Annotated in this window: 16 protein-coding genes; 7 read left to right on the forward strand and 9 right to left on the reverse strand. The window is 65.3% G+C overall.

The annotated features are described in order from the left end of the window. Nucleotides 1-78 precede the first annotated feature (78 nt). Nucleotides 79-1,275: an efflux RND transporter periplasmic adaptor subunit gene (locus tag DVDV_RS01630; protein ID WP_139311475.1), complete on the forward strand. Its 1,197-nt coding sequence runs from the start codon at nucleotides 79-81 to the stop codon at nucleotides 1,273-1,275. Beyond that, nucleotides 1,272-4,532, forward strand: a complete 3,261-nt coding sequence (locus DVDV_RS01635) for an efflux RND transporter permease subunit (protein ID WP_075352984.1) — start codon at nucleotides 1,272-1,274, stop codon at nucleotides 4,530-4,532. Before DVDV_RS01630 ends, DVDV_RS01635 begins: the two co-directional genes overlap by 4 nt. Before the next feature lie 81 nt (nucleotides 4,533-4,613). Here the strand turns inward: DVDV_RS01635 and DVDV_RS01640 are convergent, their stop codons facing one another. Together DVDV_RS01640 and DVDV_RS01645 are read right to left on the reverse strand one after the other, a co-directional pair. Beyond that, nucleotides 4,614-6,659: a methyl-accepting chemotaxis protein gene (locus DVDV_RS01640; RefSeq protein ID WP_254845187.1), complete on the reverse strand. Its 2,046-nt coding sequence runs from the start codon at nucleotides 6,657-6,659 to the stop codon at nucleotides 4,614-4,616. A gap of 365 nt (nucleotides 6,660-7,024) precedes the next feature. After that, nucleotides 7,025-7,432, reverse strand: a complete 408-nt coding sequence (locus DVDV_RS01645) for a hypothetical protein (protein ID WP_075352986.1) — start codon at nucleotides 7,430-7,432, stop codon at nucleotides 7,025-7,027. 685 nt (nucleotides 7,433-8,117) lie between these two features. Here DVDV_RS01645 and DVDV_RS01650 point away from each other — a divergent pair. The 4 genes from DVDV_RS01650 to DVDV_RS01665 all read left to right on the forward strand — a co-directional run bounded on the left by DVDV_RS01650 (nucleotide 8,118) and on the right by DVDV_RS01665 (nucleotide 13,226). Then, a complete protein-coding gene (locus DVDV_RS01650; protein WP_075352987.1) occupies nucleotides 8,118-9,428 on the forward strand; it encodes a diguanylate cyclase in 1,311 nt (436 codons plus the stop codon). A gap of 2 nt (nucleotides 9,429-9,430) precedes the next feature. After that, a complete protein-coding gene (locus DVDV_RS01655) occupies nucleotides 9,431-9,883 on the forward strand; it encodes an AsnC family transcriptional regulator (protein WP_075352988.1) in 453 nt (150 codons plus the stop codon). A 16-nt stretch (nucleotides 9,884-9,899) separates the two neighbouring features. Next, entirely contained in the window at nucleotides 9,900-10,334 is a 435-nt protein-coding gene (locus tag DVDV_RS01660) for a co-chaperone YbbN (protein ID WP_075352989.1), read from the forward strand. Nucleotides 10,335-10,835: 501 nt separating this feature from the next. Then, on the forward strand, nucleotides 10,836-13,226 hold the full coding sequence (locus tag DVDV_RS01665) for a methyl-accepting chemotaxis protein (RefSeq protein ID WP_075352990.1): 2,391 nt from the start codon (nucleotides 10,836-10,838) through the stop codon (nucleotides 13,224-13,226). A gap of 142 nt (nucleotides 13,227-13,368) precedes the next feature. On the opposite strand, the gene DVDV_RS01670 is transcribed toward DVDV_RS01665, so the two are convergent. Next, a complete protein-coding gene (locus DVDV_RS01670) occupies nucleotides 13,369-13,548 on the reverse strand; it encodes a FeoB-associated Cys-rich membrane protein (protein WP_075352991.1) in 180 nt (59 codons plus the stop codon). 408 nt (nucleotides 13,549-13,956) lie between these two features. Here DVDV_RS01670 and DVDV_RS01675 point away from each other — a divergent pair, with 408 nt between their 5' ends. Beyond that, nucleotides 13,957-14,826, forward strand: a complete 870-nt coding sequence (locus DVDV_RS01675; RefSeq protein WP_075352992.1) for a universal stress protein — start codon at nucleotides 13,957-13,959, stop codon at nucleotides 14,824-14,826. A 277-nt stretch (nucleotides 14,827-15,103) separates the two neighbouring features. Here DVDV_RS01675 and DVDV_RS01680 read toward each other — a convergent pair whose 3' ends face one another. From DVDV_RS01680 to DVDV_RS01705, 6 genes are all read right to left on the reverse strand, one after another. After that, nucleotides 15,104-15,706: a hypothetical protein gene (locus DVDV_RS01680; RefSeq protein WP_075352993.1), complete on the reverse strand. Its 603-nt coding sequence runs from the start codon at nucleotides 15,704-15,706 to the stop codon at nucleotides 15,104-15,106. A 240-nt stretch (nucleotides 15,707-15,946) separates the two neighbouring features. Beyond that, the gene (locus DVDV_RS01685) at nucleotides 15,947-18,178 is read right to left on the reverse strand and encodes a vitamin B12-dependent ribonucleotide reductase (RefSeq protein ID WP_075352994.1); all 2,232 of its coding nucleotides are present in this window, start codon (nucleotides 18,176-18,178) and stop codon (nucleotides 15,947-15,949) included. A 349-nt stretch (nucleotides 18,179-18,527) separates the two neighbouring features. Then, nucleotides 18,528-21,011 (reverse strand): endopeptidase La, encoded by a 2,484-nt coding sequence (lon, locus tag DVDV_RS01690; protein WP_075352995.1) that lies wholly within the window; start codon nucleotides 21,009-21,011, stop codon nucleotides 18,528-18,530. Nucleotides 21,012-21,097: 86 nt separating this feature from the next. Further along, entirely contained in the window at nucleotides 21,098-21,400 is a 303-nt protein-coding gene (locus DVDV_RS01695; protein ID WP_075352996.1) for an acylphosphatase, read from the reverse strand. Nucleotides 21,401-21,416: 16 nt separating this feature from the next. Then, nucleotides 21,417-22,103, reverse strand: a complete 687-nt coding sequence (gene radC, locus DVDV_RS01700) for a DNA repair protein RadC (RefSeq protein WP_075352997.1) — start codon at nucleotides 22,101-22,103, stop codon at nucleotides 21,417-21,419. 87 nt (nucleotides 22,104-22,190) lie between these two features. Further along, nucleotides 22,191-23,186: a DNA polymerase III subunit delta gene (locus tag DVDV_RS01705; RefSeq protein ID WP_075352998.1), complete on the reverse strand. Its 996-nt coding sequence runs from the start codon at nucleotides 23,184-23,186 to the stop codon at nucleotides 22,191-22,193. Nucleotides 23,187-23,285: the final 99 nt, after the last annotated feature.

Raw genomic sequence — 23,285 nt, forward strand, 5'->3', positions numbered from 1 at the left:
TGGGGCATTGCACAATCGAGGGCGTAAAAGTCGGTCCCTGCGTTGACAAGCGCGCCTGCCGATGCAATTCCCTGGATCATGCAATACATCCTCCCGGCACTGTGTCTCCTCGCGGCCTGCCTGACCGGCTGTTCCGGCGACAAACCACCAAAGGCCCCGGCAGCGCGTATCGTCGATGTGCCGGTGCGACCGGCTGCGCGCACCGAAGTGGTGGAATGCCGGTCGTTTCCGGCCCAGGTGGAGTCTGAGCAAAGCGTCACCCTGGCCAGCAAGATTTCCGGCACGGTGGAGGCGGTCATGGCCCGTGAGGGTGACCGGCTGACCGCCGGCGCGCCCATCCTGCGCCTGGACGACAAGGATCTGGTCAGCCAGCGCCAGGGCTTTTTGGCCGAGCGCGAGCAGGTCTCCCGGGAACGCCAGGCCCTGGTTGCCCGGGCCGGGCTGGCCAAGACCACCATGGAACGCATCGGCCGGCTGCTCACCCAGCGGGCGGTCAGCCAGGAGGATTTCGACAAGGCCAAGGCCGAGTTCGACGCCGTGTCCCGGCAGATCGACGCTGCCGCCGCCAAGGAACAGACCGTGGTGTCCAAGCTTGGCGAGCTGACCGCCCTTGAGGCCTACACCCGCATCACCGCCCCCTTCGACGGCATCCTGGCCCGGCGCTATGTGGACCAGGGAGCCTACGTCGCGGCCGGAGCGCCCTTGGCCCTTATCGACGCCTCCGCCGGCGGCTTCGAGCTGACCGCCCAGGTGGATGAATCCCTGCTGACCGCCGTGCGCCAGGGCCAGACCATCATCGCCGGGGTGCCCTCCCTGGCCCCGCGCCCCTTTGCCGTGACCGTCTCGGCCATCGTCGGCCGGGTCGATCCGGCAAACCGCACCTTCAAGCTCAAATGCGCCCTGCCGGGAGAGGTGCCCGGCGCCACCGGGCCGCCCCGGGCCGGCATGTTCGGCCGGGTGTTCGTGCCGGCCCGCACTGTGGCAAAGCTCCTCGTGCCGGCAAAATGCCTGAGCCTTCGCGGCGACCTGCCCATGGTGGCCACGGCCGACGCCGCCGGCACCCTGCGCCTTGGCGTGGTCAAGACCGGCGGCAGCTTCCTGGCCGTGGATTTTGGCGGGGCCACCTACGTCACCGACTCCGAAGCCTTTGACGCCGCCGACGACCACGAACGCTTCGTCGAAATCCTCAGCGGCGTGGCCGGCGGCGACAAACTGGCCTGTCCGGGAACCACCGTCCTTCGCGACGGCGACCGTCTCCCCGGAGCGCCCAAGTGACCGCACCCGAACCCCACGGACACCACGGCGACTGGTTAAGCCGCGTAACCGCCCTGTTTGTCGATTCCAAACTCGCCCCGCTCATTATCCTGGCCGCCATCCTCACCGGGATCATGGCCGTCTCGGCCACGCCGAGCGAAGAAGAGCCGCAGATCGTCGTGCCCATGATTGACGTCCACGTCTCCATGCCCGGAGCCACGCCCAAGGAGATCGAAAACCGGGTGATCGCCCCCATGGAGCGCATTCTGTGGGAGATTGCCGGGGTGGAATACCTCTATTCCACGGCCGGCGACGGCGAGGCCATGACCGTGGTGCGCTTTGCCGTGGGAGCGGACATCGAGCGCAGCCTCATTGCCGCCTATGCCAAGCTCTACCAGCACCTCGACTGGATTCCGCCCGGATGCAGCCGGCCGATTCTAAAGCCGCGGTCCATCGATGACGTGCCGATCCTGGCCGTCACCCTGTGGGGCGGCCCCTACGACTCCCGGCAGTTGCGCACCATGGCCGCGGCGGTCAACGACGAGGTGCGCCGCATCCCCGGCATCGGCGAGACGATCCTGACCGGCGGGCGCAAGCGGGCGGTCATGGTGGAACTCGACCCCGACCGCCTGCGCTCCCGGGGCCTGGACGCCGTGGACGTTCTGACCGCCCTTGGCGAACAGAACACGGCCAGCGCCGTGGGCGAGACCTTCCAGGCCGGCACGGCCCTGGCCATTCGCCTGGACAATTTTTTTCGCAGCCAAAAGGAGATCACCCGGGCCGTCATTGCCGTCGAGGCCGGCCGGCCGGTCTATCTTGGCGACGTGGCCACGGTGCGCGACGCCTTTGACGAACCGGACGATTACGTCTTTTTCGTTCCCGGACCGGCCATGGCCGGGGTCGGAGGCGAAGACGCGGCCGTGCGCCCTGGCGAGGCCCATCCGGCCGTCACGTTGTCCATTGCCAAGCGGGCCGGGGAAAATGCCGCCAAACTGGCCGACACGGCCCTTGCGCGCATCGAGGCCCTTCGCGGCTATATCCTGCCGGCCGATGTGCAGTTGACCGTCACCCGCAACCACGGCGAGACCGCCCGGCACAAGGTCGATGAACTGCTCATGCACCTCATCCTGGCGGCCGTCACCGTCGGCGGGGTGGTGGCCATCTTCCTGGGGCTGCGGGCCAGCCTGGTGGTCATGGTGGCCGTGCCGGTCACCCTGGCCGTGACCCTGGCCACCTACTGGCTCATGGGCTACACGCTCAACCGCGTGACCCTTTTCGCGCTGATCTTTTGCATCGGCATCCTGGTCGACGATCCCATCGTGGACGTGGAAAACATCGTGCGCCACCTGGGCCTGCCCGGTGCGCGCCAAAAACCCCTGTCCCAGGTCATCGTCGCCGCGGTCGGCGAGGTGCGCGCCCCCCTGGTCCTGGCCACCTTCACCGTCATCGCCGCCATCGCCCCCATGGCCTACGTCGGCGGACTCATGGGCCCCTACATGCGGCCCATGCCCATCGGCGCGTCGGTGGCCATGCTGCTGTCCATGTTGGTGGCCTTTCTGGTCACGCCCTGGACCGCCAAACGCACCCTTCGGCCGGGCAAGACCGACCACGCCGCCATCCCCGACGACCTGGGCACGCGGCTCTATCTGCGCCTCATGGACCGGCTGCTCAAGCGCCCGGTCTGGCGCTGGGGCTTTCTTTCCCTGGTCGCCGCCCTGTTTGCCGGAGCCTGCGCCCTTTTTCCGGCCAAGGCCGTGCTGGTCAAGATGCTGCCTTTCGACAACAAGAGCGAATTCGCCGTGGTCGTGGACATGCCGCGCGGCACGACCCTGGAGCAGACCACAGCCGTATCCCGGGCCCTCACCGACGCGGCCCTGGCCCGGGCTGACGCGACCAACGCCGTCATCTATGCCGGCACGGCCGCGCCCATGACCTTTAACGGGCTCATCCGCCACTATTACCTGCGAAACGGCCAGAACGAAGCGGAAATCGCCGTCAATCTGCCGCCCAAAAGTGCGCGCAGCCAGCAAAGCCACGCCATTGCCAAGGCCGTGCGCGAAACCCTCGTCCCCATCGCCGCCCATTATGGGGCCCGGATCAAGGTGGTGGAGGCCCCGCCCGGACCGCCGGTGCTGCAAACGCTTGTGGCCGAGATCTACGGCCCGACCGATGCCGGCCGGGAGCGGCTGGCCAGGCAGGTGCGCGACACCATGGTAAATACTCCCGACGTGGTGGATGTGGACTGGTTTGTGGACGACCCCAGGCCGGAAAAGGTCATCCGCATCGAGCGCGACAAGGCCCTGGCCGCCGGCATCGACCCGGACCGGGCCTTGCGTGACGTGGCCGCGTCCTTTTCCGGCACCGTGGCCGGGCTTCTCCATGACGACGACGCCCGTGAGGACGCCCCCATCGTGGTGCGCCTGCCGCCCCGGCTGCGCCCGGACGCCGGGAGCCTGGAGTCGGTGGCCGTGGCCGGCAGCGGCGGCAGGCTCGTGTCCCTGGCCCAGATCGCAGCCGTGTCCACGGTCACCCAGCCCGGCCGCATCTACCACAAAAACCTCCTGCCCGTGGTCTACGTCACCGGCGATGTGGCCGGCAGCGAGGAAAGCCCCATCTACGCCATCGGCCGCATCAACGACGCCCTGGCCGAGCTTGGCAGCCGGGGGCTTGGCGTGTGGCAGGAGGCGGCCAAAACGCCGCTGCCGATTCTCTGGAACGGCACCCCGGAGTCGACCTTTGACTACAGCCTCAAATGGGACGGGGAGTGGCAGATCACCTACGAGGTCTTCCGGGACATGGGGCTGGCCTTTGCCGTGGTCATGGTGCTCATCTACGTGCTGGTGGTCGGCTGGTTCGGCTCCTACACCATTCCCCTGGCCATCATGGCCCCGATCCCGCTGTCCCTCATCGGCATCATCCCGGCCCATGCCGCAGCCGGGGCGTTTTTCACAGCCACGTCCATGATCGGCTTCATTGCCGGGGCCGGCATCGTGGTGCGAAACTCCATCATCTTAGTGGATTTCATCGAGCTGCGCCGGGCCGAGGGCATTCCCCTGGCCCAGGCCGTGGAAGAGGCCGGGGCGGTGCGCTTCCGGCCCATGCTGCTGACCGCGGTGAGCGTTGTGGCCGGGGCCTTTGTCATCCTTTTCGATCCCATCTTCCAGGGGCTGGCCATCTCGCTCATGGCCGGGGAAGTGGCGGCCACCATCTTCTCGCGCATGGTGGTGCCGGTGCTGTATTTTCTGGATGCCAGACGCAGTGAAGCCACTGCCCGATAAAGACAAGGCCGGCGGGACACACTGTCCCGCCGGCCTTCCTGTACCCAGGCAGAGCCGGGCACTCTTGCGGCCCCACAGGCCTTAGTAGCGTTCGAAACGGGCGTCGTCCGGGTCAGCATCATCCAGGGCAATGACCGAACCCGGCATCCTGCGGCCGGCCGGCCGGGCCAGGGCCTTGCCCCGGGCCGACGGCGGCATGCCCTGGCGACGGCCGCCCTGGCCGGTGCCCGGCCGGTAGTCGTCGTCGCGCTGCACCTGGAAAAAAGCGCTGGTCTGCTGCAATTGGGAAGCCTGGGCCGAGAGTTCCTCCGAAGTGGAGGCGATCTGTTCGGCGGCAGCGGCGTTTTGCTGGATGACCTGATCGAGCTGTTGCAGGGCCTGGTTCACCTGCCCGGCCCCCTGGCTCTGCTCCTGGCTGGCGGCATTGATTTCCTGGACCAGTTCGGCGGTGCGCTGAATGTCGGGCACGAGCTTTTGCAGCAGTTGGCCGGCCTTGTCGGCGATCTCCGTGGAGGTCGCGGCCAGTCCGGTGATTTCCGCTGCCGCTGCCTGGCTGCGCTCGGCCAGCTTGCGCACTTCCGAAGCCACCACGGCAAATCCCCGGCCGTGTTCGCCGGCCCGGGCCGCCTCGACTGCGGCATTGAGGGCCAGCAGGTCGGTCTGGCGGGCGATTTCCTCGATTATCGAAATCTTGCTGGTGATGGCCTTCATGGCCGTCATGGTCTGCACCACGGCCTCGCCCGAGGACTGGGCGTCCCGGGCGGCCTTGACGGCGATGGCCTCGGTCTGCTTGGCGTTGTCCGCGGTCTGGCTGATGCTGGCGGCCATTTCCTCCATGGCCGAAGAGGATTCCTCAACGGCCGAGGCCTGCTCGGTGGAGCCTTGGGACAGGGAGGAGGAGGAGGCGGAGAGTTGTTCGCTGCCCGTGGCCACGTTGATCGAACCGTCCTGGACCTCGCGGATGACCGCGCTGACCTTGGCGATCATTTCGCTTAAGCCGTGGAGCAGTTTGTCGGCCGGGTCGCGCGGGGTGACGGTCAGGGCCAGCTCGCCCTGGCTCAGGCGTCCCATGATGGCGGCGATCTCGGTTTCCGCTGCAATAAGCCGTTCGATGGCCATGAGCAGCCGGTCGCTGTCCGACCGTCTGGTCACGGTCACGTTGAGATCGCCCAGGGCCAGCTTGCCGGCCAGGGCGGCGATGTTGTTTTCAGCGGCAATGAGCGCGGCCAGGGAGCGCATGAGGGTGTCCTTGTCCGAACGCGGGGCCACGGTCACGTCGAGGTCGCCCAGGGCCAGCTTGCCCACGGCCTCGGCCACCAGGGTCGAGGAGGCCACCATGGCCCGCATGGCCTCGTAGACGCTCTCCGGATGGGCGCTGTCGTGAAAGGCCAGGGACAGGTCGCCGACGGCCACCTGCCGGGCGATGGCGGCAATCTCGTCCGGTTCGCCGCCAAGCTTGCGCAAAAGCCCCCGGATGATCAGCCAGCCGGTGAGGATGGCAAACAGGATCATGGCCCCGGTCAGTCCCACGATGACCTGGACGGTGCGTTCGTAAAGAGCCTTGGATTCGGTGTTGCGCTCAGCCGAGTAGCCCAACTCCAGTTCCGTCAGCTTGTTGATATACTCCCGCATCGCCTCGAACTGCTGGTCGGCCTCGCCCTGGGACAGGGCCATGGCTTCTGCGGTGCCTTCGTCGGTGTTGCGCAGCCGGGCCTTGACCACCCTGGCCGAGGTCGCCTCCCACTTCTGCAGGGCCTGATCGAACTGTCCGGCCAGACTCTTTTCCTCAGGGGTGGCCATGAGGGACTTAAACGTGCCGAAGCGATCCTTGGTCTGCTTGAGGTTGGTGTCGTAGGCGCTTTGCAGCTTCTTAAACCGCTCGGAATCGACTTCGGTAAACAGCATCGACCGTTCGGCCACCAGCAGCTGGTGCAGGTCGCGGTCCGCTTCAATAAGCGCGTCAACGCTCGGCAGGAACCGGACGAACAGCGTTTCCAGATTGCTGCTGATCACCTTGGCCGCATAAAACCCTGTGAAACCAACCAGCATAAGCGCTATGACAAGGATGGCATAGCTCAGGGACAATCTGACGCTGACCCGATGAGAGAGTTTCGTTGGCTTCGACATGGTTCGCCTCACCGTTAAAAACCGTATTTCGCACCACACAGCCATCTATGGCGCAACCAATCCCGCGAGCGCTGCGGGTTGTAGCCCGTCATCAAAACGCGGCGTGTGTCGCTCCAGGCGACACACCCGAAGAGACACGCAGCGTATTGTGAATTTTACCGGAAATCGTACCGTCTAGAAAGAGAAAAAAGGATGCGATTTCCGTCCGCCAGTCCCGGGCGGGGACGGGGAAGAGACCCGGCAACCGCAACAGCCGGCCCCCACGGGCAACCGGCCCGGCACAACGGAGCACGCCACGTTGTGCCGGGCCGGTATTGGAGATGCGGTTGGCCCGGCGTCCGGCCCGCAGTCCGGGCCAACCGGGGCTATTCAGGCAACATGCGGTGCTGGGTCTCCCGGCCGCCGTAGCTGTGCCAGACCGCCCCGTTTTTGACCACAAAGGCGCTGGGATCGGTGCCGCTTATGAGCCTGTCGCCGTCGATGGTAAACGGCATCCAGCCCTTGTGCTCCTCGCCGGACTTGCCGTCGCGCCAATTGTAATACACGGCATATTTGCCGCCCCGTTCCACCAGGCAATAATGGTAGGTGTTGGGACGGTTGAACTCCGAGGGCCGCGACCGCATGAAGCAGCCGACCAGCAGCGGGTTGGGCGGGCTGAGCACCTCGGCATAAACCGTGGGCGTGCCGGCCAGTTCCGGCCGGGAGGCTGCGCTCTTGCCGGCGCAACCGGCCAGCAGGAGCAGGACAAGGACAAACGGGACCATACGCAGCATGGGCGACTCCTCACAAACGGCTTGGCCCGCCCCAGGGCGGGCTTTCCAGGCAAACAGGGCGCAGCGGCGGCGTCACCGCCAGCCCGGCCGCCCCGGACCCATTGGTCCCGGCCCCATCGGCCCCGGACCAATGGGCCCCGGGCCGGGGCCGGGTCGGGGACCGATCCCCCGGCCGGGAACAGGAACCGGCACCGGGCCGGGCCCCACAGGCCCAAAGCCGGGTCCTGGCCTAAAGCCAGGCCCCGGCCCATAGCCGGGACCGGGCCGGTAACCGGGTCGGTAACCGGGGCCGGGAAGAAGCCCCAGCGCGCCCCAGGGATTGATGACCACGCCCGGTCCCGGCGGGGGATAGACCGGATAGGGATAGGCCGGATAGCCGGGGTACGGCGGATAGGGCGGATACGGTCCGTAGCCGGGCGGCGGATAATACCCCGGGGGGGTAGACCACCACAGGTTGGGCCGCAGCTTCGTGGCCGGCCAAAAGTCCGGCCAGACACAAACTCAAGGCCAGGAGCAGACGTGCGGTGCGCTGACGACGCATGGTTCGCCTCCTTGCCGGAACATTGCCGACCATGCCACTGTGTCTCATTCGCCAAGCGATGACAAGGGTTGCGATCCGTCTTATTTACCCAACCAGGCCAACTAGGCCAGGCCGGCCGAGCCGGCCAGACAGGGAGACCCGGCCATGACCCACCAGCCACCGGAGACAGCCAGCGCGCCCCGGCGTCTCACCGCTTTTTTAGCCGAGCCTGATCCGACGGCCCGGGCGGTGCTGGCCGCGCTCCTGGAACCGCGCTTTGCCGTGGTCGTCCAGGCCGAAACCCTGGCCGAAGCCCGGGACATGGCCCCGGCCTGCCAGCCCGATCTGGCCGTGGTGGCCGCCCGCCTGCCGGATGGCCCGGCCGCCGGCCTGCTGGCGGCCATGCAGGGCGTAAATCCCCACATGGCCGTGTTTCTGGCCGGCACGGCCGAAGACATCGTGGCGGTCCTGTCCACCGTGGCCCTGCCCGGCCTGCGCTGCGTGGTGCGGCCCTTTGCCCTGAAGTCCCTGGAAGAGGCCCTCGACGACGCGGTCGGCGACATCGCCGCCCGCCGTTTCGCCGAGGACGGCTGGCAACTCGTGCGCCACCTGTTGGACGAATCGCCCAATCCCTCGGCCGTGCTCCACGGGCCTGAGGTCGCAAGCCTCAACCGGGCTTTTTTGCGCTTCATGGGCCTTGGCAGCATTGGCGAATTCAAGGCCAGGGGCCTGACCCTGGACCGGTTTCTGGCTGATCCGCCGCCGCCGCAGGGACTGGCCGCCTGGGCCTGTCGCCTGCCTGACGACGCCCTGGACCGCGACCACCGGCTGCGGCTGGTGCGCCCGGACCGGCCCCACAGCCCGCCCCAGGTCTTCCAGGTCGGCGTCACGCGACTCCCCGGGCGAAACCGCTGCCTGCTCACCCTGACCGACATCACGGAACTGGAGCTGGAACGCCGGGAACTGCTTGATCTGGCCAACCGCGACCCCCTGACCAAGGCGCTCAACCGGCGCAAGCTCGGCGACGTCCTGGCCGCCGAGACCGCCCGAAGCCAGCGCTACGCCATGCCGCTGGCCGTGGTGATGCTGGACATCGACCACTTCAAGGCCATAAACGATACCTACGGCCACGACGTGGGCGACAGCGTCCTGATCGAACTGGTGGCCCGTCTTGGGGGCTGCCTGCGCCAGGTGGACCGCCTCACCCGGTTTGGCGGCGAGGAATTCGTGGTGGTGGCCCCGGGCATCGACGCCAAGGGCGGGCTGGAAATGGCCGAACGCCTGCGCCAGGCCGTGGCCGGGACGCCCTTTGCCGCCGCCGGCCCGGTGACGGCCAGCTTCGGGCTGGCTGTTTTCCGGCCAAACGATCAAGGCCAGGACATGCTCAAACGCGCCGACGAGGCCCTGTACCGGGCCAAGACCGGCGGACGCAACCGGGTGGAGCGAGAATCCCCACCCCCAACAGAAGCACGGTAACCATGGACGCCACGGACAAACGCATTCTCGACATCATCCAGACCGGTTTTCCCATTGCCCCGCGCCCGTATGCGGCCATCGGGGAACAGGTGGGCCTGACCGAGGCCGAAGCCCTGGCCCGCATCCGGGCCCTGAAAGCCTCAGGCATCATCCGCCGCATCGGAGCCAACTTCCAGTCGGCCAAGATCGGCTTCAAATCAACCCTGTGCGCCGCCTCGGTGCCGCCGGAAAAGCTTGACGCCTTCACGGCCGCGGTCAACGCCCATCCCGGCGTCACCCACAACTATCTGCGCGCCCACGCGCTCAACATCTGGTTCACCATGATCGGCCCCTCCCGCGAGGCCATCCGGGAAGGACTGGCGGCCATCACGGCCAAGACCGGAATCCCCATCCTGAACCTGCCGGCCGACCGGCTCTTTAAAATCCGCGTTGATTTCTCCATGAGCGACGAATAGCCCCTGCGAGGACGCCATGCCCGATTCCATCCATGCGGTGTGCCCCAAGTGCCAGGCCATAAACCGCGTCCAGACCGGACGCCTGGACAGCGGCCCGGTGTGCGGCAAATGCCGTGCCCCCATTCTGGCTCCCCATCCCATCACCCTGACGGCAGCCAATTTCGACGTGTTTCTGGCCAAAAGCGACCTGCCCGTGCTGGTGGATTTCTGGGCTCCCTGGTGCGGCCCGTGCCGGGGCATGGCCCCGGCCTACGACCAGGCTGCGGCCATGCTCCACCCGCGGGTGATCCTGGCCAAATGCGACACCCAGGAGGAAGCCGCCATCGCCAACCGGATGCGCATCCAGGGCGTGCCGACCTTGGCCCTGTTTCTGGGCGGCAAGGAAAAGGCTCGCATCTCCGGGGCCAGAAGCGCCGCCGACATCGTGGGCTGGGTGCGCCAGAACGTCTGAGCGCGCCCCCAGTCGGCCAGCCCCGCGCCCTGCCGGGCTGGCCGCCGCCCCCTCCCGCCAAAGCACTGCCCCGCCACCGACCATGGACGCGAGGCCAGACCCGGCTCCCGGACTCTCGTGTCGCCTTTCCACCGCCACTCCCGCGGCCACGCCCCTGGTGCACCCCAGGCACGGCAAGGTTCCCGGCGCCTGTTAAAGGCATCCTGCGTCCCTGCGAACCAGCCGTTGCACTCCTGTCAAGGCCCCGGCCCTCGGCCGGCCATGCAGCCAGATCCAGGCCCGACCGCCAGAGGCCGCCCGGCCGCACCATCCGACAGCCGGCAGCCGCAAAACGAGCACAACAGCATCAATGCACCAATGCACCAACCACGTACCCAATAGACAACAACTTGCTTTCTGTTCTAGGAACGAGGGGGGATTCTTTAACGATCTGACTTCGGTCAGACAGGCACCCGACACGTCCTGCCCGGACGGTCGTCTGCGTCACAATGAGGTGTCGGCATGTTTAAGCACATCAAGGTGGGGTACAAGCTCTTTGGCGGGTTCACCCTGGTCATCGCCATCTTCATCGGCCTGGCCGCCTACCAGTTGGTTGCTATGGAGCATCTGGGCACAATTCAGGACGAAGGGGCCAAGCGCGCCCTGGACGCCAAGGCCGTCATGGACGTCTCCCTGCGGGTAAGCGGCCTGTACGCCATTATCGGCGATGCCCAGATCAATCGGGAACTGGCCCAGACCAAGGCCGATTTCGCCAAGGCCAAGGACAAGGCGAAAGAAGACATCCGCCTTGTCCAATCCCTGGCCGACACCGCCGAAGAGCGGGCGCTGGCCGGCCGCTTTGCCGACAGCTACGCCAACTATCTTGAGCATTTTGAAAAAAAGATGCTGCCCAAGCTTGAGACCCTCGTGGCCGCCTCCGGCAAGGAAGGTTCCACCGACGCGCTGGAGGAGGAAATCCGACAGATGGACGGACAGGTGGATACCATCCGCGTGGCCACGCTTGCCCCCCTTGAAGAGATCAGCACGTCCCTGGCCAAGGAAAACCTGGCCGGCGACGAAGCCTTTGACAGCCAGCGCCAGAACGCCAGCCGCGTCACCGCCGCCATGACCCTCCTTGGAGCCTTGCTGGCCTTTTTCATCTCCATCATGACCGCGCGCTCGATTACCCGGCCGCTGGCTGCCGGCGCCGCCTTTGCCCGGAGCCTGGCCCAGGGCGACCTGGGACAGACGCTCCCTGTTTCGCAGCGTGACGAACTGGGCCAGTTGGCCGACGCCCTGCGTCTGGTCGCGGCCTCGGAAAAACAGGTGGCCGAGGTGGCGGCCCATATCGCCAGGGGCGATCTCTCCGTGTCGATAACACCCCGGGGACCGGAGGATTCCCTGCTCATTTCCATCGGTGAACTGGCCCGGTCGGAGCAGGCCGTGGCCGCCGCCGCCCAGCAACTCGCCGACGGCAACCTGGATGTGGCCCTCAAGCCCCGTTGCGACGACGACAAACTGCTCCTGGCCTTCATCAATCTGGCCCAGGCCGAAAAACGGGTGGCTACGCTGGCCAAAACCGTGGCCTCGGGCGATCTGCAGGTCAATGTGACCAAGCGGTCCGATGCCGACGTCATGCTCGAATCCCTGGGGTCCATGGTGGCCGCCCTGCAGCAGGTCGCAACCGTGGCCGAACAGATGGCTCTGGGCAATCTCGATGTCGAGATCACGCCCCGCTCGCCTCAGGACGTCCTGCTCATTTCCATGGGCAAGCTCCTGGCGGCGGAACGGGAAATCGCCGGCGTGGCCAAAAAGCTGTCCCTTGGCGACCTGGACATCGAAGTCGCCAAACGCTCGGAAAAAGACGTCCTCATGCCCTCCATCGCCGCCCTCATTGCGGCCGAAATCCAGGTCGCCCAGACCGCGAAGCAACTCTCTGCCGGCGACCTGCGCGTCCAGGTCGTCAAGCGCTCGGAAAATGACGTCATGCTCGAATCCCTGGCCCGGATGATCGAAACGCTGACCGAAATCGTCATGGATGTGCAGTCCGGCACGGACAATGTGGCCGCCGGCAGCGAAGAGCTTTCCGCCTCGGCCGAGGCCATCTCCCAGGGAGCCACGGAACAGGCTGCGGCCGTGGAAGAGTCCTCCTCCTCCATGGAGGAGATGAGTTCAGGCATCCAGCAAAACGCGGACAACGCCCGGCAAACCGAAAGCCTCGCCGTCAAGGCGGCCAAGGATGCCAAGGAGTCCGGCGAGGCCGTGGTCCAGACCATGGCGGCCATGAAGCAGATCGCCGGCAAAATCTCGATCATCGAAGAAATCGCCCGCCAGACCGACCTGCTGGCCCTCAATGCCGCAGTCGAGGCGGCCCGGGCCGGCGAACACGGCCGGGGTTTTGCCGTGGTGGCTTCGGAAGTGCGCAAGCTGGCCGAGCGCAGCCAGCAGGCGGCCTCGGAAATCACCACCCTGGCCAAGGACAGCACCGACGTGGCGGTCCAGGCCAACGCCCTGCTTACCCAGCTCGTGCCCAACATCCAGCGCACCGCCGAACTGGTGCAGGAAATCAGCGCCGCCAGCCAGGAGCAGAGCGCCGGGGCAAGCCAGGTCAACAAAGCCCTGCAACAGCTCGACCAGACCATCCAGCAAAATGCCGGAGCCTCGGAAGAACTGGCCTCGACTGCCGAGGAACTCTCCGGGCAGTCGGAACAGCTCCGGGCCATCATCGCCTTTTTCCAGGTGGACACCCCCCGGCGCTCCCAGGAACCAGCCGCCCGGCAGCGCCGCCCGGCCGGCCCGGGCAAAGCCCCCAAAGCCCTGCCCCACGGCGGCAGACCCCGGCATGGCGGCGCGCGCATTGTCCTGCAGGGAACCCCCGGGGGCAGCGACGACACCGAATTCGAGAATTTCTAAGCTCTCAAACGGCGCAAGGCCCGACGTCTGCCGGGCCTTGCGCCAAGAAAGGCAGCCGCACCGATGGCCGGGGAGCATTTGTCTCCGGCGGCCCAAAATACCGGCAGGCTGCAGGTGGCCGGATACCCTCGGGAATATGCCGCTACAGGCGCTTGCCCGGCTGGTCGCAACACGACGATGCACCCTTTTGCGGCCCGGACCCGCTGCCGCACGAGCCGCCGCTGCAGCCGCAGCCGCACGAACCGGCCTTTTTGCCGAAAAACTTGTGGTACACATACCAGGCCGCCACCGCCACGATCACAACCACGATCAGCGTATCCATAGACCGGACTCCTTGAAATTGACTCTCAACGTCGAGAGAGACAATAAGCCCTTTCCAACCTGACGCAAGATGTTTTATCCAAGACAAATGACCCTTCTGCAACCAGCCGGGTTCCCGGCGACAGCCCCCGACAGGGCCGGCCACCGTCTTCAATTGCAGGGGGTTGACGCAGCCACGGCCCTTTGGCCGCCGGGGCAACGGTTGTTTGCGACACCTTTGCGCGGCTGTTGCCACGGCCCTTGGCCGACCTGATGCAATGGGAAAGCCATCAACCCGTCTTTGCCCCTTTGCAGGGGTCCGGGGGGATCATCCCCCCGGCCGCCGGAGGCATCCGCTCTCGATTTTTTGCACTGGCCTTCCTATAAAACACCCTTGACCTCGGGCTCCTGCGCCCCAAGGATCAGGCTCATGGAAAAACATCTCCTGGTGACCGTCAGCAACGAGTATCAAACGTCCCAAAGCCTTCGATTCGTCTACAATTTCTTCTCGAACCGAACCGACCTCAAGCTGACCCTGTTCTATGTTGTGCCGCGCAAACCCGATTGGCGGCTCGATCCCATCGATCTGGACGCCAATCCCGAAGCCATCGTGCATATTGAGGAAGACAAAGCCCTGCTCGGTGTGCCGGCCATGGCAAAGGCCAAGGAATGGCTCTATTCCATGGGCTTTTCCAAAGATCAGGTGCTGGTCAAATTTTCCCGGGGCAAGCTCGGCACAGTCAAGGAGATCGTCCGGGAATCCGAGGAAGGCCTTTACGATGCGGCCGTGCTGGGCCGGCGGGGCCTGTCCTGGTTTGAGGAGATGGTGACGGATTCGGTGTCGCACCGCATCCTATGGGAATCGCTGTCGTTTCCCATCTGGATCTGCCGCAACCCGGAGCGCGGCCGCAAAAACGTGCTGGTGTGCGTGGATGGGTCGGACGAATGCATGCGGGTGGCCGACCATGCCGGGTACATGGTGCGCCACGATCCGGAACATTCCATCACCCTGCTCCATGTCTGCACCGATGACCGCTGCATCGACGCGGAACAAATCTTCGGCCGCGCCCTGGCCGAAGTCAAAGCCAACGGCGTGCCCGATGCGCGCATCAGCGTCAAAGTGCTCACCTCGGCCAATCCGGCCCGGACCATCCTGGCCGAAGCCAACGAAGGCAAATATGCTGCCGTGGCCATCGGCCGCACCAGCCACAAGCCCTCCTCGCTGGAACACGTCTTCGCCACCACCAGCCTCAAAATCCTGCGCGGCATCGAACACGCGGCCCTGTGGTTGTGCAAGTAGCTGAAGTGGCGTGAGGACGAGAGAGGATGTGGGGGAGGGAACCCCTTTTTGGGAAAAAGGGGTTCCCTCCCCCACGCCCCCACCCTCCCCAAAAACTTTCTTCTTTTCAAAGGGTGGGTGGAAGCGCGGTCGGAGCGCGGTCGGAATGTGGTTCACGGCGCATCCTTGACCACGCAACCCACCCTGTGCCTGCCGGCTCCATCCCACTTTTCCCTTTGCAGGGGTCCGGGGGGATCATCCCCCGGCCGCCGGAGGCATCTTCCTTCTTCCCCTCCCTTCACTTCCCCTTGCCGCGTCCGCGCAGATCGTCGAACTGGCGGCGCACGGTTTCCAGGCGCGCCCGGTAGCCTTCGGCGTCGCCGTATTCCAGGAAGAACCGGTAGCGGGAGTGGGTGGACTTGGGCGTGCGGGCATGGCGGATGGGGCACCAGTATTGTTCGGTGCGGGCGGCCACCTCGCGCACGAAGGCGAGCAGGCCGTTGAAATAGCCGCAGTAGACGCAGCTGAGTTTTTCGATCCAATTGAGATAGGACAGGGCGTGGCGGTCAATGACGATGTAATCGCAACGCCGCACCTTGGGGATGCCATAGATGGGGAAGCAGACGAACTGATAAAAGGTGATGGAAAGGTCCATGATAAGGGCCGGGATGACGGCTCCCCAGATGATCGGCATGGTAAGCATTCTCAGAAAACCGGATGCAGCGACATACGCCGACCATTTCGTGGCCAGCAGCTTGTGCCGCTGCTGGATCTCTTTGGTGAAATGGACCTTTTTGCGCTCAATGGTGTAGCGGACCTCAGTGCCGACGTGATCGAACTCCGCAGCCAGCTCCTTTTCCAGAGCCTCCATACGGGCGATGATGTCGTCTATTTTGCTCAAAAAGACCTCGTGGAAGAGTAGGAGAAGATGCCTCCGGCGGCCGGGAGGGGGTAACCCCCTCCCGGACCCTCCCTGGCGAGGGAGGGGCGAGAGGGGCAGACGTTTTTCCAAAAAGTTGCCGCGTTCGTGCGCGCTTGCGCCACGCCCCACCCCCTTTTCCATCGAGGGGGTCCGGGGGGGATCATCCCCCCGGCCGCCGGAGGCGTCTTTATTCTCTTCGTATCTTTCTCTTCTCAATCATCATCCACACTTGGTATAGCCGCAGTTTTTGCAGGCGTGGCAGCCTTCTTCGAAGACGAGGTCCGAGCCGCAGTCCGGGCATTGCGGGTGGCCGAGCGTGCCGGTGTCGTCGCGCACGGTCCGGCCTTCCATGTAGCGGTTTTCCAGCACCCAGGACACGGCGTCGGGGATGGAGAGCAGCAGGCCTTTTTTCTGGAACACCGGGTTTTCGCCGCCGATGCCTTTGAGCTGGCCCACGATGTCGTCCACACTGACCCCGGAGCGCAGGGCCAGGGACACGAGGCGTCCGATGGCTTCGGCCTTGGCCGTCACCGAACGGCCGGATTTGCCGATGGTGGCGAAGACCTCGAAGGGTTTGCCGTCGATCTCGTTGACGGTGAGATAGAGTTCGCCCATGCCGGTTTTGACCTTCTGGGTGAAGCCGAAAACGATGTCCGGGCGGGTGCGCACCTTGGTTGGCTTCTTGGCCGGGTCGGCCGGAGCGCCGTCGCCGGTGCACAGCACCTGATTGGCCTTGCAGCCGTCGCGGTAGACGGTCACGCCTTTGCAGCCCAGTTCGTAGGCCATCCAGTAAATACCCCGGATGTCTTCCTGGGTGGCTGTGCCGGGCAGGTTGACGGTCTTGGATACGGCGTTGTCGGTATATTTCTGGAAGGCGGCCTGCATTTTGAGGTGCCAGACCGGCTCGATGTCCATGGCGGTGACGAAGACTTCGCGCAGGTTCTCGGGCAGCATCCCGATGTGGGCGATGGAGCCTTTGCGGGTGACCTCCTCCATGAGCGCGTCGGAGTGGGCTCCGGCGGCCCTGAGGGCGGCCACGAAATGGGGGTTGGCCTCCACGAGCTTTTCGCCGTCCATGACATGGCGGGCAAAGGACAGGGCAAACAGCGGCTCGATGCCGGACGAGCAGCCGGCGATGATGGACAGTGTGCCGGTGGGGGCGATGGTGGTGGTGGTGGCGTTTCTGTAGGGGCCGAGATTGCGTTTGCCGTAGATGGATTCGGGGTAGGCCGGGAAGGGGCCGCGTTCGGCGGCCAGGAGCTTGGAGGCGGACCGGGCCTCGGCCTGGATGGTCTCCATGAGCTTCTCGGCCAGGGACAGGGCTTCGGTGCTGTCGTAGGGCACGCCAAGGAGATAGAGCAGATCGGCAAAGCCCATGACGCCAAGGCCGATCTTGCGGTTGGCGTGGACCATTTCGGTGATCTGTTCAAAGGGATAGCGCGAGGCGTCGATGACGTTGTCGAGGAAGCGCACGGCCAGATGCACGGTTTCGGCCAGGCCCTTCCAGTCGATGCCGTCCTTGGCCTGCGGATCGTAAAATACCGATAAATTTATGGAACCGAGATTGCAGGCTTCAAAGGGAAGGAGTGGCTGTTCGCCGCAGGGATTTGTCGACTCGATGTCGCCCAGGGCCGGGGTGGGGTTGTCGCGGTTGATGCGGTCGAGAAAGACGATGCCCGGATCACCGGATTCCCAGGCCTTGCGCACGAGCAGGGCAAAGACCTCGCTGGCCGAAAGCCGGCTTCGCACCGAGCCGTCCCGGGGGTCGATCAGGTCGTAGTCCTCGCCCTTTTCCACGGCCTGCATGAAGCGTTCGGTCAGCGCCACCGAGATATTGAAATTCTGCAGTTCGTTTTCGCGTTCCTTGCAGGAAATAAATTCCAGGATGTCGGGGTGGTCGACCCGCAGGATGCCCATGTTGGCCCCGCGCCGGGTGCCGCCCTGTTTGACCTGCTCGGTTGCGGTATTGAAAATCCGCATGAACGACACCGGCCCGGAGGCCACGCCGCCGGTTGAGCCGACGCGGCTTTTTTTGGGGCGAAGCCGCGAAAAGGAAAAGCCCGTGCCGCCGCCGGATTTGTGGATAAGCGCGGCGAACTTCACGGCGTCAAAAATCTCGTCCATGGAATCGCCGACCGGCAGCACGAAGCAGGCGGCCAACTGCCCAAGCGGGGTGCCGGCGTTCATGAGGGTGGGGGAGTTGGGGAGAAACCGCATCCCGACCATGAGATCGTAAAATTTCCGGGCCAGGGCCTCCGGGGTGCAGGACGAATCGGGATATTTGGCCTCTTCGGCGGCGATGGCCGCAGCCACGCGCCAGAACAGTCCCCGGACGTCCTCCTCGGGGGAGCCGTCGGGGTTCTTTTTGAGGTAGCGCTTGGACAGGACCACCATGGCGTTGTCGTTGACAGCAGCCTCGGGCAGATCGGCGGGCAGGGGAAGGTTGGTCATGGGGCGTTGTTCCTAAGCGTTGTCAATTGCGGGAAAAAAGTTTGGCCGCCTGATGGCGGCTTACAAAACAACCAACAAAAACAGCGTATTAAAATTCAGGGCAGACGCGAGAACCGGTGTCCCCGCATTCTTGAGACATACACCAGATCAGATCGGATTGCCACACCCACGCCGACATGCCCCGGATCAGGCCGGGACGCCGGCTGTGGCGGATCGGTGCGGGGTGAAGGTATTTTCCCCGGCTTTTTTGGAGCCGTACAGGGCGGCGCAAAGGCGGGGCTGCACCGCAAAAAAGGCCGGAGCGTCTCCGCCCCGGCCTCTTGGTCGCTGTCCATACGGACTCGTTCGTCTAGGCCGTCGCCTCGGGCGTCTGCGCCGTCGCAGCCTCGGCCGCAACCTCGGGCTTGGCGCAGGCCAACGGCCAGACCTCGTCGATGCGTTCCACCGGCATGATCTTGATGCGCCCGCGCAGGTCCTTGGGAATATCCAGGATGTCCTTCATATTCTTGGCCGGAATGATGACCTGCTTCATGCCGGCGGCCACCGCCGCCAGGATCTTTTCCTTGATGCCGCCAACCGGCAGCACCCGGCCGCGAAGCGTGATCTCACCGGTCATGGCCAGATCGTTGCACACCGGCGTGTTGGTCAAAAGCGAAATCAGCGCCGTGACCAGGGTGACGCCGGCCGACGGGCCGTCTTTGGGCGTGGCTCCGGCCGGCACGTGGATGTGGATGTCGTTTTTCTCAAACGCTTCGGGGTTGATGCCGAGTTCCTTGGCCCGGGACTTGGCATAGGTCAGCGCCGCCTGGGCCGACTCCTTCATCACCTCGCCAAGCTTGCCCGTCAGATGCACCGCCCCCTTGCCCGGGGTGGTGGCCGCCTCGATGTGCAAAAGCACCCCGCCAACCGGGGTCCAGGCCAGACCGACGGCCACGCCCGGCGGCAGATCGGCCTCGCGCTCGTCGTCCATGAACCGGGCCGGTCCAAGGAGCTTTTCCAGCGAGGAAACCGTCACCCGGAAGGGCGGCTCCTCTCCCTCGGCCTTGCGCCGGGCCAGCTTGCGGCACACCGAACCGATCTCGCGCTCCAGGTTTCGCAGGCCGGCCTCGCGGGTGTAGTCGCGGATCACCCGGGCCACCACCAGATCGGAGATGGACACGTCCGCAGTGGCCAGGCCGTTTTCCTCGATCTGGCGCGGCAGAATGTAGCGCCGGGCAATCTTGACCTTCTCCTGCTCGGTGTAGCCGGGCAGGCGGATCACTTCCATGCGGTCAAGGAGCGCCGCCGGAATGGTGTCGAGCATGTTGGCCGTACAGATGAACATCACCTTGGACAGGTCAAAGGGCACGTTTAAGTAGTGGTCCGAGAAGGAATTGTTCTGTTCGGGATCAAGCACCTCAAGGAGCGCCGAGGACGGATCGCCCCGGAAGTCCGAGCCGACCTTGTCGATCTCATCGAGCATGATGACCGGGTTGCGGGTGCCGGCCTGCTTGATGCTCTGGATGACCCGGCCGGGCATGGAGCCGATGTAGGTGCGCCTGTGGCCCCGGATTTCCGCCTCGTCGCGCATCCCGCCAAGGGACATGCGCACGAACTTGCGGCCAAGGGCCCGGGCAATGGACCGGCCAAGGGAGGTCTTGCCCACGCCCGGAGGGCCGACAAAGCACAGGATGGGGCCTTTCATGCCCGGATTGAGCTTTCGAACCGACAGGTATTCGAGGATGCGCTCCTTGACCTTTTCCAGATCGAAATGGTCGTCGTCGAGGATGCGCTTGGCTTCCTTGATGTCGAGCCGGTCCTTGGAGAGCTTTTTCCAGGGCAGGTCCACCATCCAGTCGAGATAGGTGCGGATGACGCCGGCCTCGGAGGAATCGGGATGCATGGACACCAGCCTCTTGAGCTGCTTGTCCGTCTCCTTTTTGACCTCCTTGGGCATCCCGACCTTGTCCAGGGCCTCTTTGAGCTCCTCAAGGTCGTCGGACTCCTCGCCGCCCTCGCCAAGCTCCCGGCGAATGGCCTTGAGCTGCTCACGCAGGAAGAAGTCTTTTTGCGCCTTGTCCATGCCCTCTTTGGCCATGTTCTGGATCTTGGCCTGCATGGTGGCCACTTCGGCTTCCTTGACCAGCTGGTCGTTGACCAGCCGCAGCCGCTCCACCGGGTCCTCGCACTCCAGCAGCCGCTGGGCCTCTTCCACCCGCATCCGCAGGTTCGACGCCACCAGATCGGCCAGCCGGCCGGGTTCGTTGACGCTGTTTAAAACAGCCATGATATCGGCCGAGGCCATGCCCCGAAGCGACAGGATCTTCTCGCTCTGCTCCCGGGCGGCCCGCATCATGGCTTCCTGCTCCAGGGTCGCTTCCTTGGGATCGCGCTCGGCCAGCACTTCCACCGAGGCCTGGAGATAGGGCTCAGACGAGCTGAATTCCTTCACCCGGGCCCGGGTGAGGCCCTGGACCAGCACTTTGAGCCGGCCGTCAGGCATTTTGAGCATCCGCATGATCATGCCCACGGTGCCGACCCGGTAGAGGTCGTCGGCCCCGGGGTCGTCGACCTTCTCATCCTTCTGGGTGAGCACCAATATGTAGCGCGAGCCGTTTAAGGCCGCGTCCACGGCCTGGACCGACTTGTCCCGGCCGACAAACAGCGGCAGGATCATATAATTGAAAACCACGATGTCGCGCACGGGCAACACCGGCAATTCGGTTGGAATATCGGGCGGACTCGTCTCGTCGCCTTCGGTCCCGGCAGCCACCGGAGCGGCGTCGGCCTTGGGGGCGTCGGCCTCGGGGGCATCAGCCTCGGGGACCGCCTGCGGGTCGTGTTCTTTGTCCATGGTGCGAAGACTCCTTGTCTGCTTCGAAAGCGGCACAGGGGCCGATCACGCCTCCGAAGAGGCGGCCTCAACGAATGGCGGCCGGCCTAGCCGCGAATGGCAAAGGCCGTATAGGCCTTGTCGTAATCGATCATGGTGGCCGTCACCGAATCCACCCGGGCCAGGGGCGAGCCCTGGGGCAGGCGCTCCTTGAGGGCGGCCAGGGCATCGGGAGCGCCCTGGGCCAGCACTTCCACCTGACCGTCGGCCAGATTGCGCACCCAGCCGTTAAGCCCGAGACTGACGGCCTGATCACAGACCCAGGCCCGGAAATACACGCCCTGCACCGTGCCGGAGATGGTGGCGTGCAGGCTTGGCGTCGCCTTTGCAGTGGCATCCGTCGCCGTCATGGAGCGCCTCCTTGGGTTAGATCATGCCTTCGGCCTGGAAGCTGAAAAACCGGTTTTCCGTCACCACCAGGTGGTCAAGGACCCGGATGTCCATTTCCCGGGCGGCGCTGACAATGCGCCGGGTGAATTCCACATCCTCGACCGAGGGCCGTGGGTCGGCCCCGGGATGGTTGTGGACCAGGATCACCCCGCTGGCCTTGTGGCGCAGGGCTGCGGCAATGACCTCACGCGGATAAACCGCAGCCTGGTCCACCGTGCCCTTGCTCACCTGTTCCCAGCCGATCAGCCGGTTCTTGGTGTCCACCAGGGCCATCCAAAATTCCTCGTGCTCCTTGACCCCGATGCGCGAGCGGCCCATTTCGGCCACGATCTCGGGGCTGTTAAGCACCATGCGGTCCTTGAGCGGCTGCTCGTGGAACCTGGCCCAGACCTCGCGCCACAGGGTCAGGAATTCCTCGGCTCCCGGGCCGAAACCGGCCACGTCCCGCATTTCCTCCAGGCGCGCCGTCAGCACGCCGCGCACATTGCCGAACCGCTGCAGCAGTTCCTTGGCCAGGGGCTTGTTGTCGCGGCGGATGTTGACGTAGCCCAGGACAAGCTCCAACACTTCATAGTCGGCCAGGGCGCGCGGATTTTCCAGCAGCCGGTCTTTGAGGCGGCGGCGATGGCCGAGGTAGTGTGGCGATTCTTTCTTACTAAGCATGGTTTGCGGTCCGGGCAAGGCGTTTGTGGCGGATGGGCAGGAAAAACCGACAATCTGCAGCCGAAAAAAGGGAACATTCCGGCCCTGTCATGGGGAAACCCGGGGGGAAGCCCGCATCTGGCCGCCAAAAAGCCGGAAAAGTTCGGCGGTCAGAAACTCCATGGCCTGATCCGGCTTTCTGGCTCCGGTTTTGATGCCGGCCTCGGCGGCAAAGGCCGCTTCAAAGATCCGGGTCAGGCCGGCCGCCCCCAGCCGCCGGGCCATGGCCTCTTTTTTCTGGCGCACCTGGGGCGGCAGGCGCACGTCGTCGGCCTCGCCCACGGCCAGACGCCACATCATCCGGGCTTCGTAGAGCAGAAGCCCGATAAACGGGAAAATCATCTCCTCGCCGGCCAGTTCCTTGTCGAAAATCTCCCGCCACACCAGGGTCGGGTCGCGCCCGCCGGCCAGGGCGTCGAGAAAGGCAAAGCCGTCCATGCCCTCGTGATGGGACAAGAGGCCCAGATCGGCCAGCTCCAGGCTGGTGCGGTCGCCCAGGGCCAGTTCCAGCTTGGCCAGCTCGTTGTCGGCATGGGCCAGGGAGGGCGGCAGCGCCCCGGCCAGGGCCTCGGCCACGCCCGGCCCCAGGGCCAGCCCCCGGCGGGCGGCCCAGTCCGACAGGCGCGGCCCCATGTCCCGGCGGGTCAGGCCGGGCGAGACGAACACCCATTTGCGCTTTTGGGCCACCTTGAAATAGAGTTGATCGGCCAGGGTTTTGGGCAACTTCGGCCCACCCTTGCGGTCAAGGGGCCCTTCCAGGCAGAAAAACGGCCAGACCGCGTCGTTAAAGCCCTTGAGCGCCGGGGCCAGCTTGGGCCAGAACTCCGCCGGCAAGGCCTCGGCCCGGCGCATCACCACGGCCCGGCGGCCGGCAAAAAGGCTGGCCACGGTCAGGGCGCTCCAAAACGGCGCGCCAATCTCCTCATCGCCCCAGAACACCTCCCGGGCAAACGACTGGCCGCAATCCGCCAGCAGGCGTTCCACCCGCTCCCGGATGATTTCCGGGTCGGGACATATAAGAAAGGAAAAACCGGCTCTTTGCATGGGGCCACCGTAGCCGAGGCCCGGCCCGGGGGCAACGGCTGCGATGCCCGGCGGCAAACCGGCGGCACAGGAGCCGGGCGGCCACGGCCCGGCTCCATG

The sequence above is a fragment of the Desulfovibrio sp. DV genome (genome assembly GCF_001936595.1).
Lineage (GTDB): Bacteria > Desulfobacterota > Desulfovibrionia > Desulfovibrionales > Desulfovibrionaceae > Solidesulfovibrio.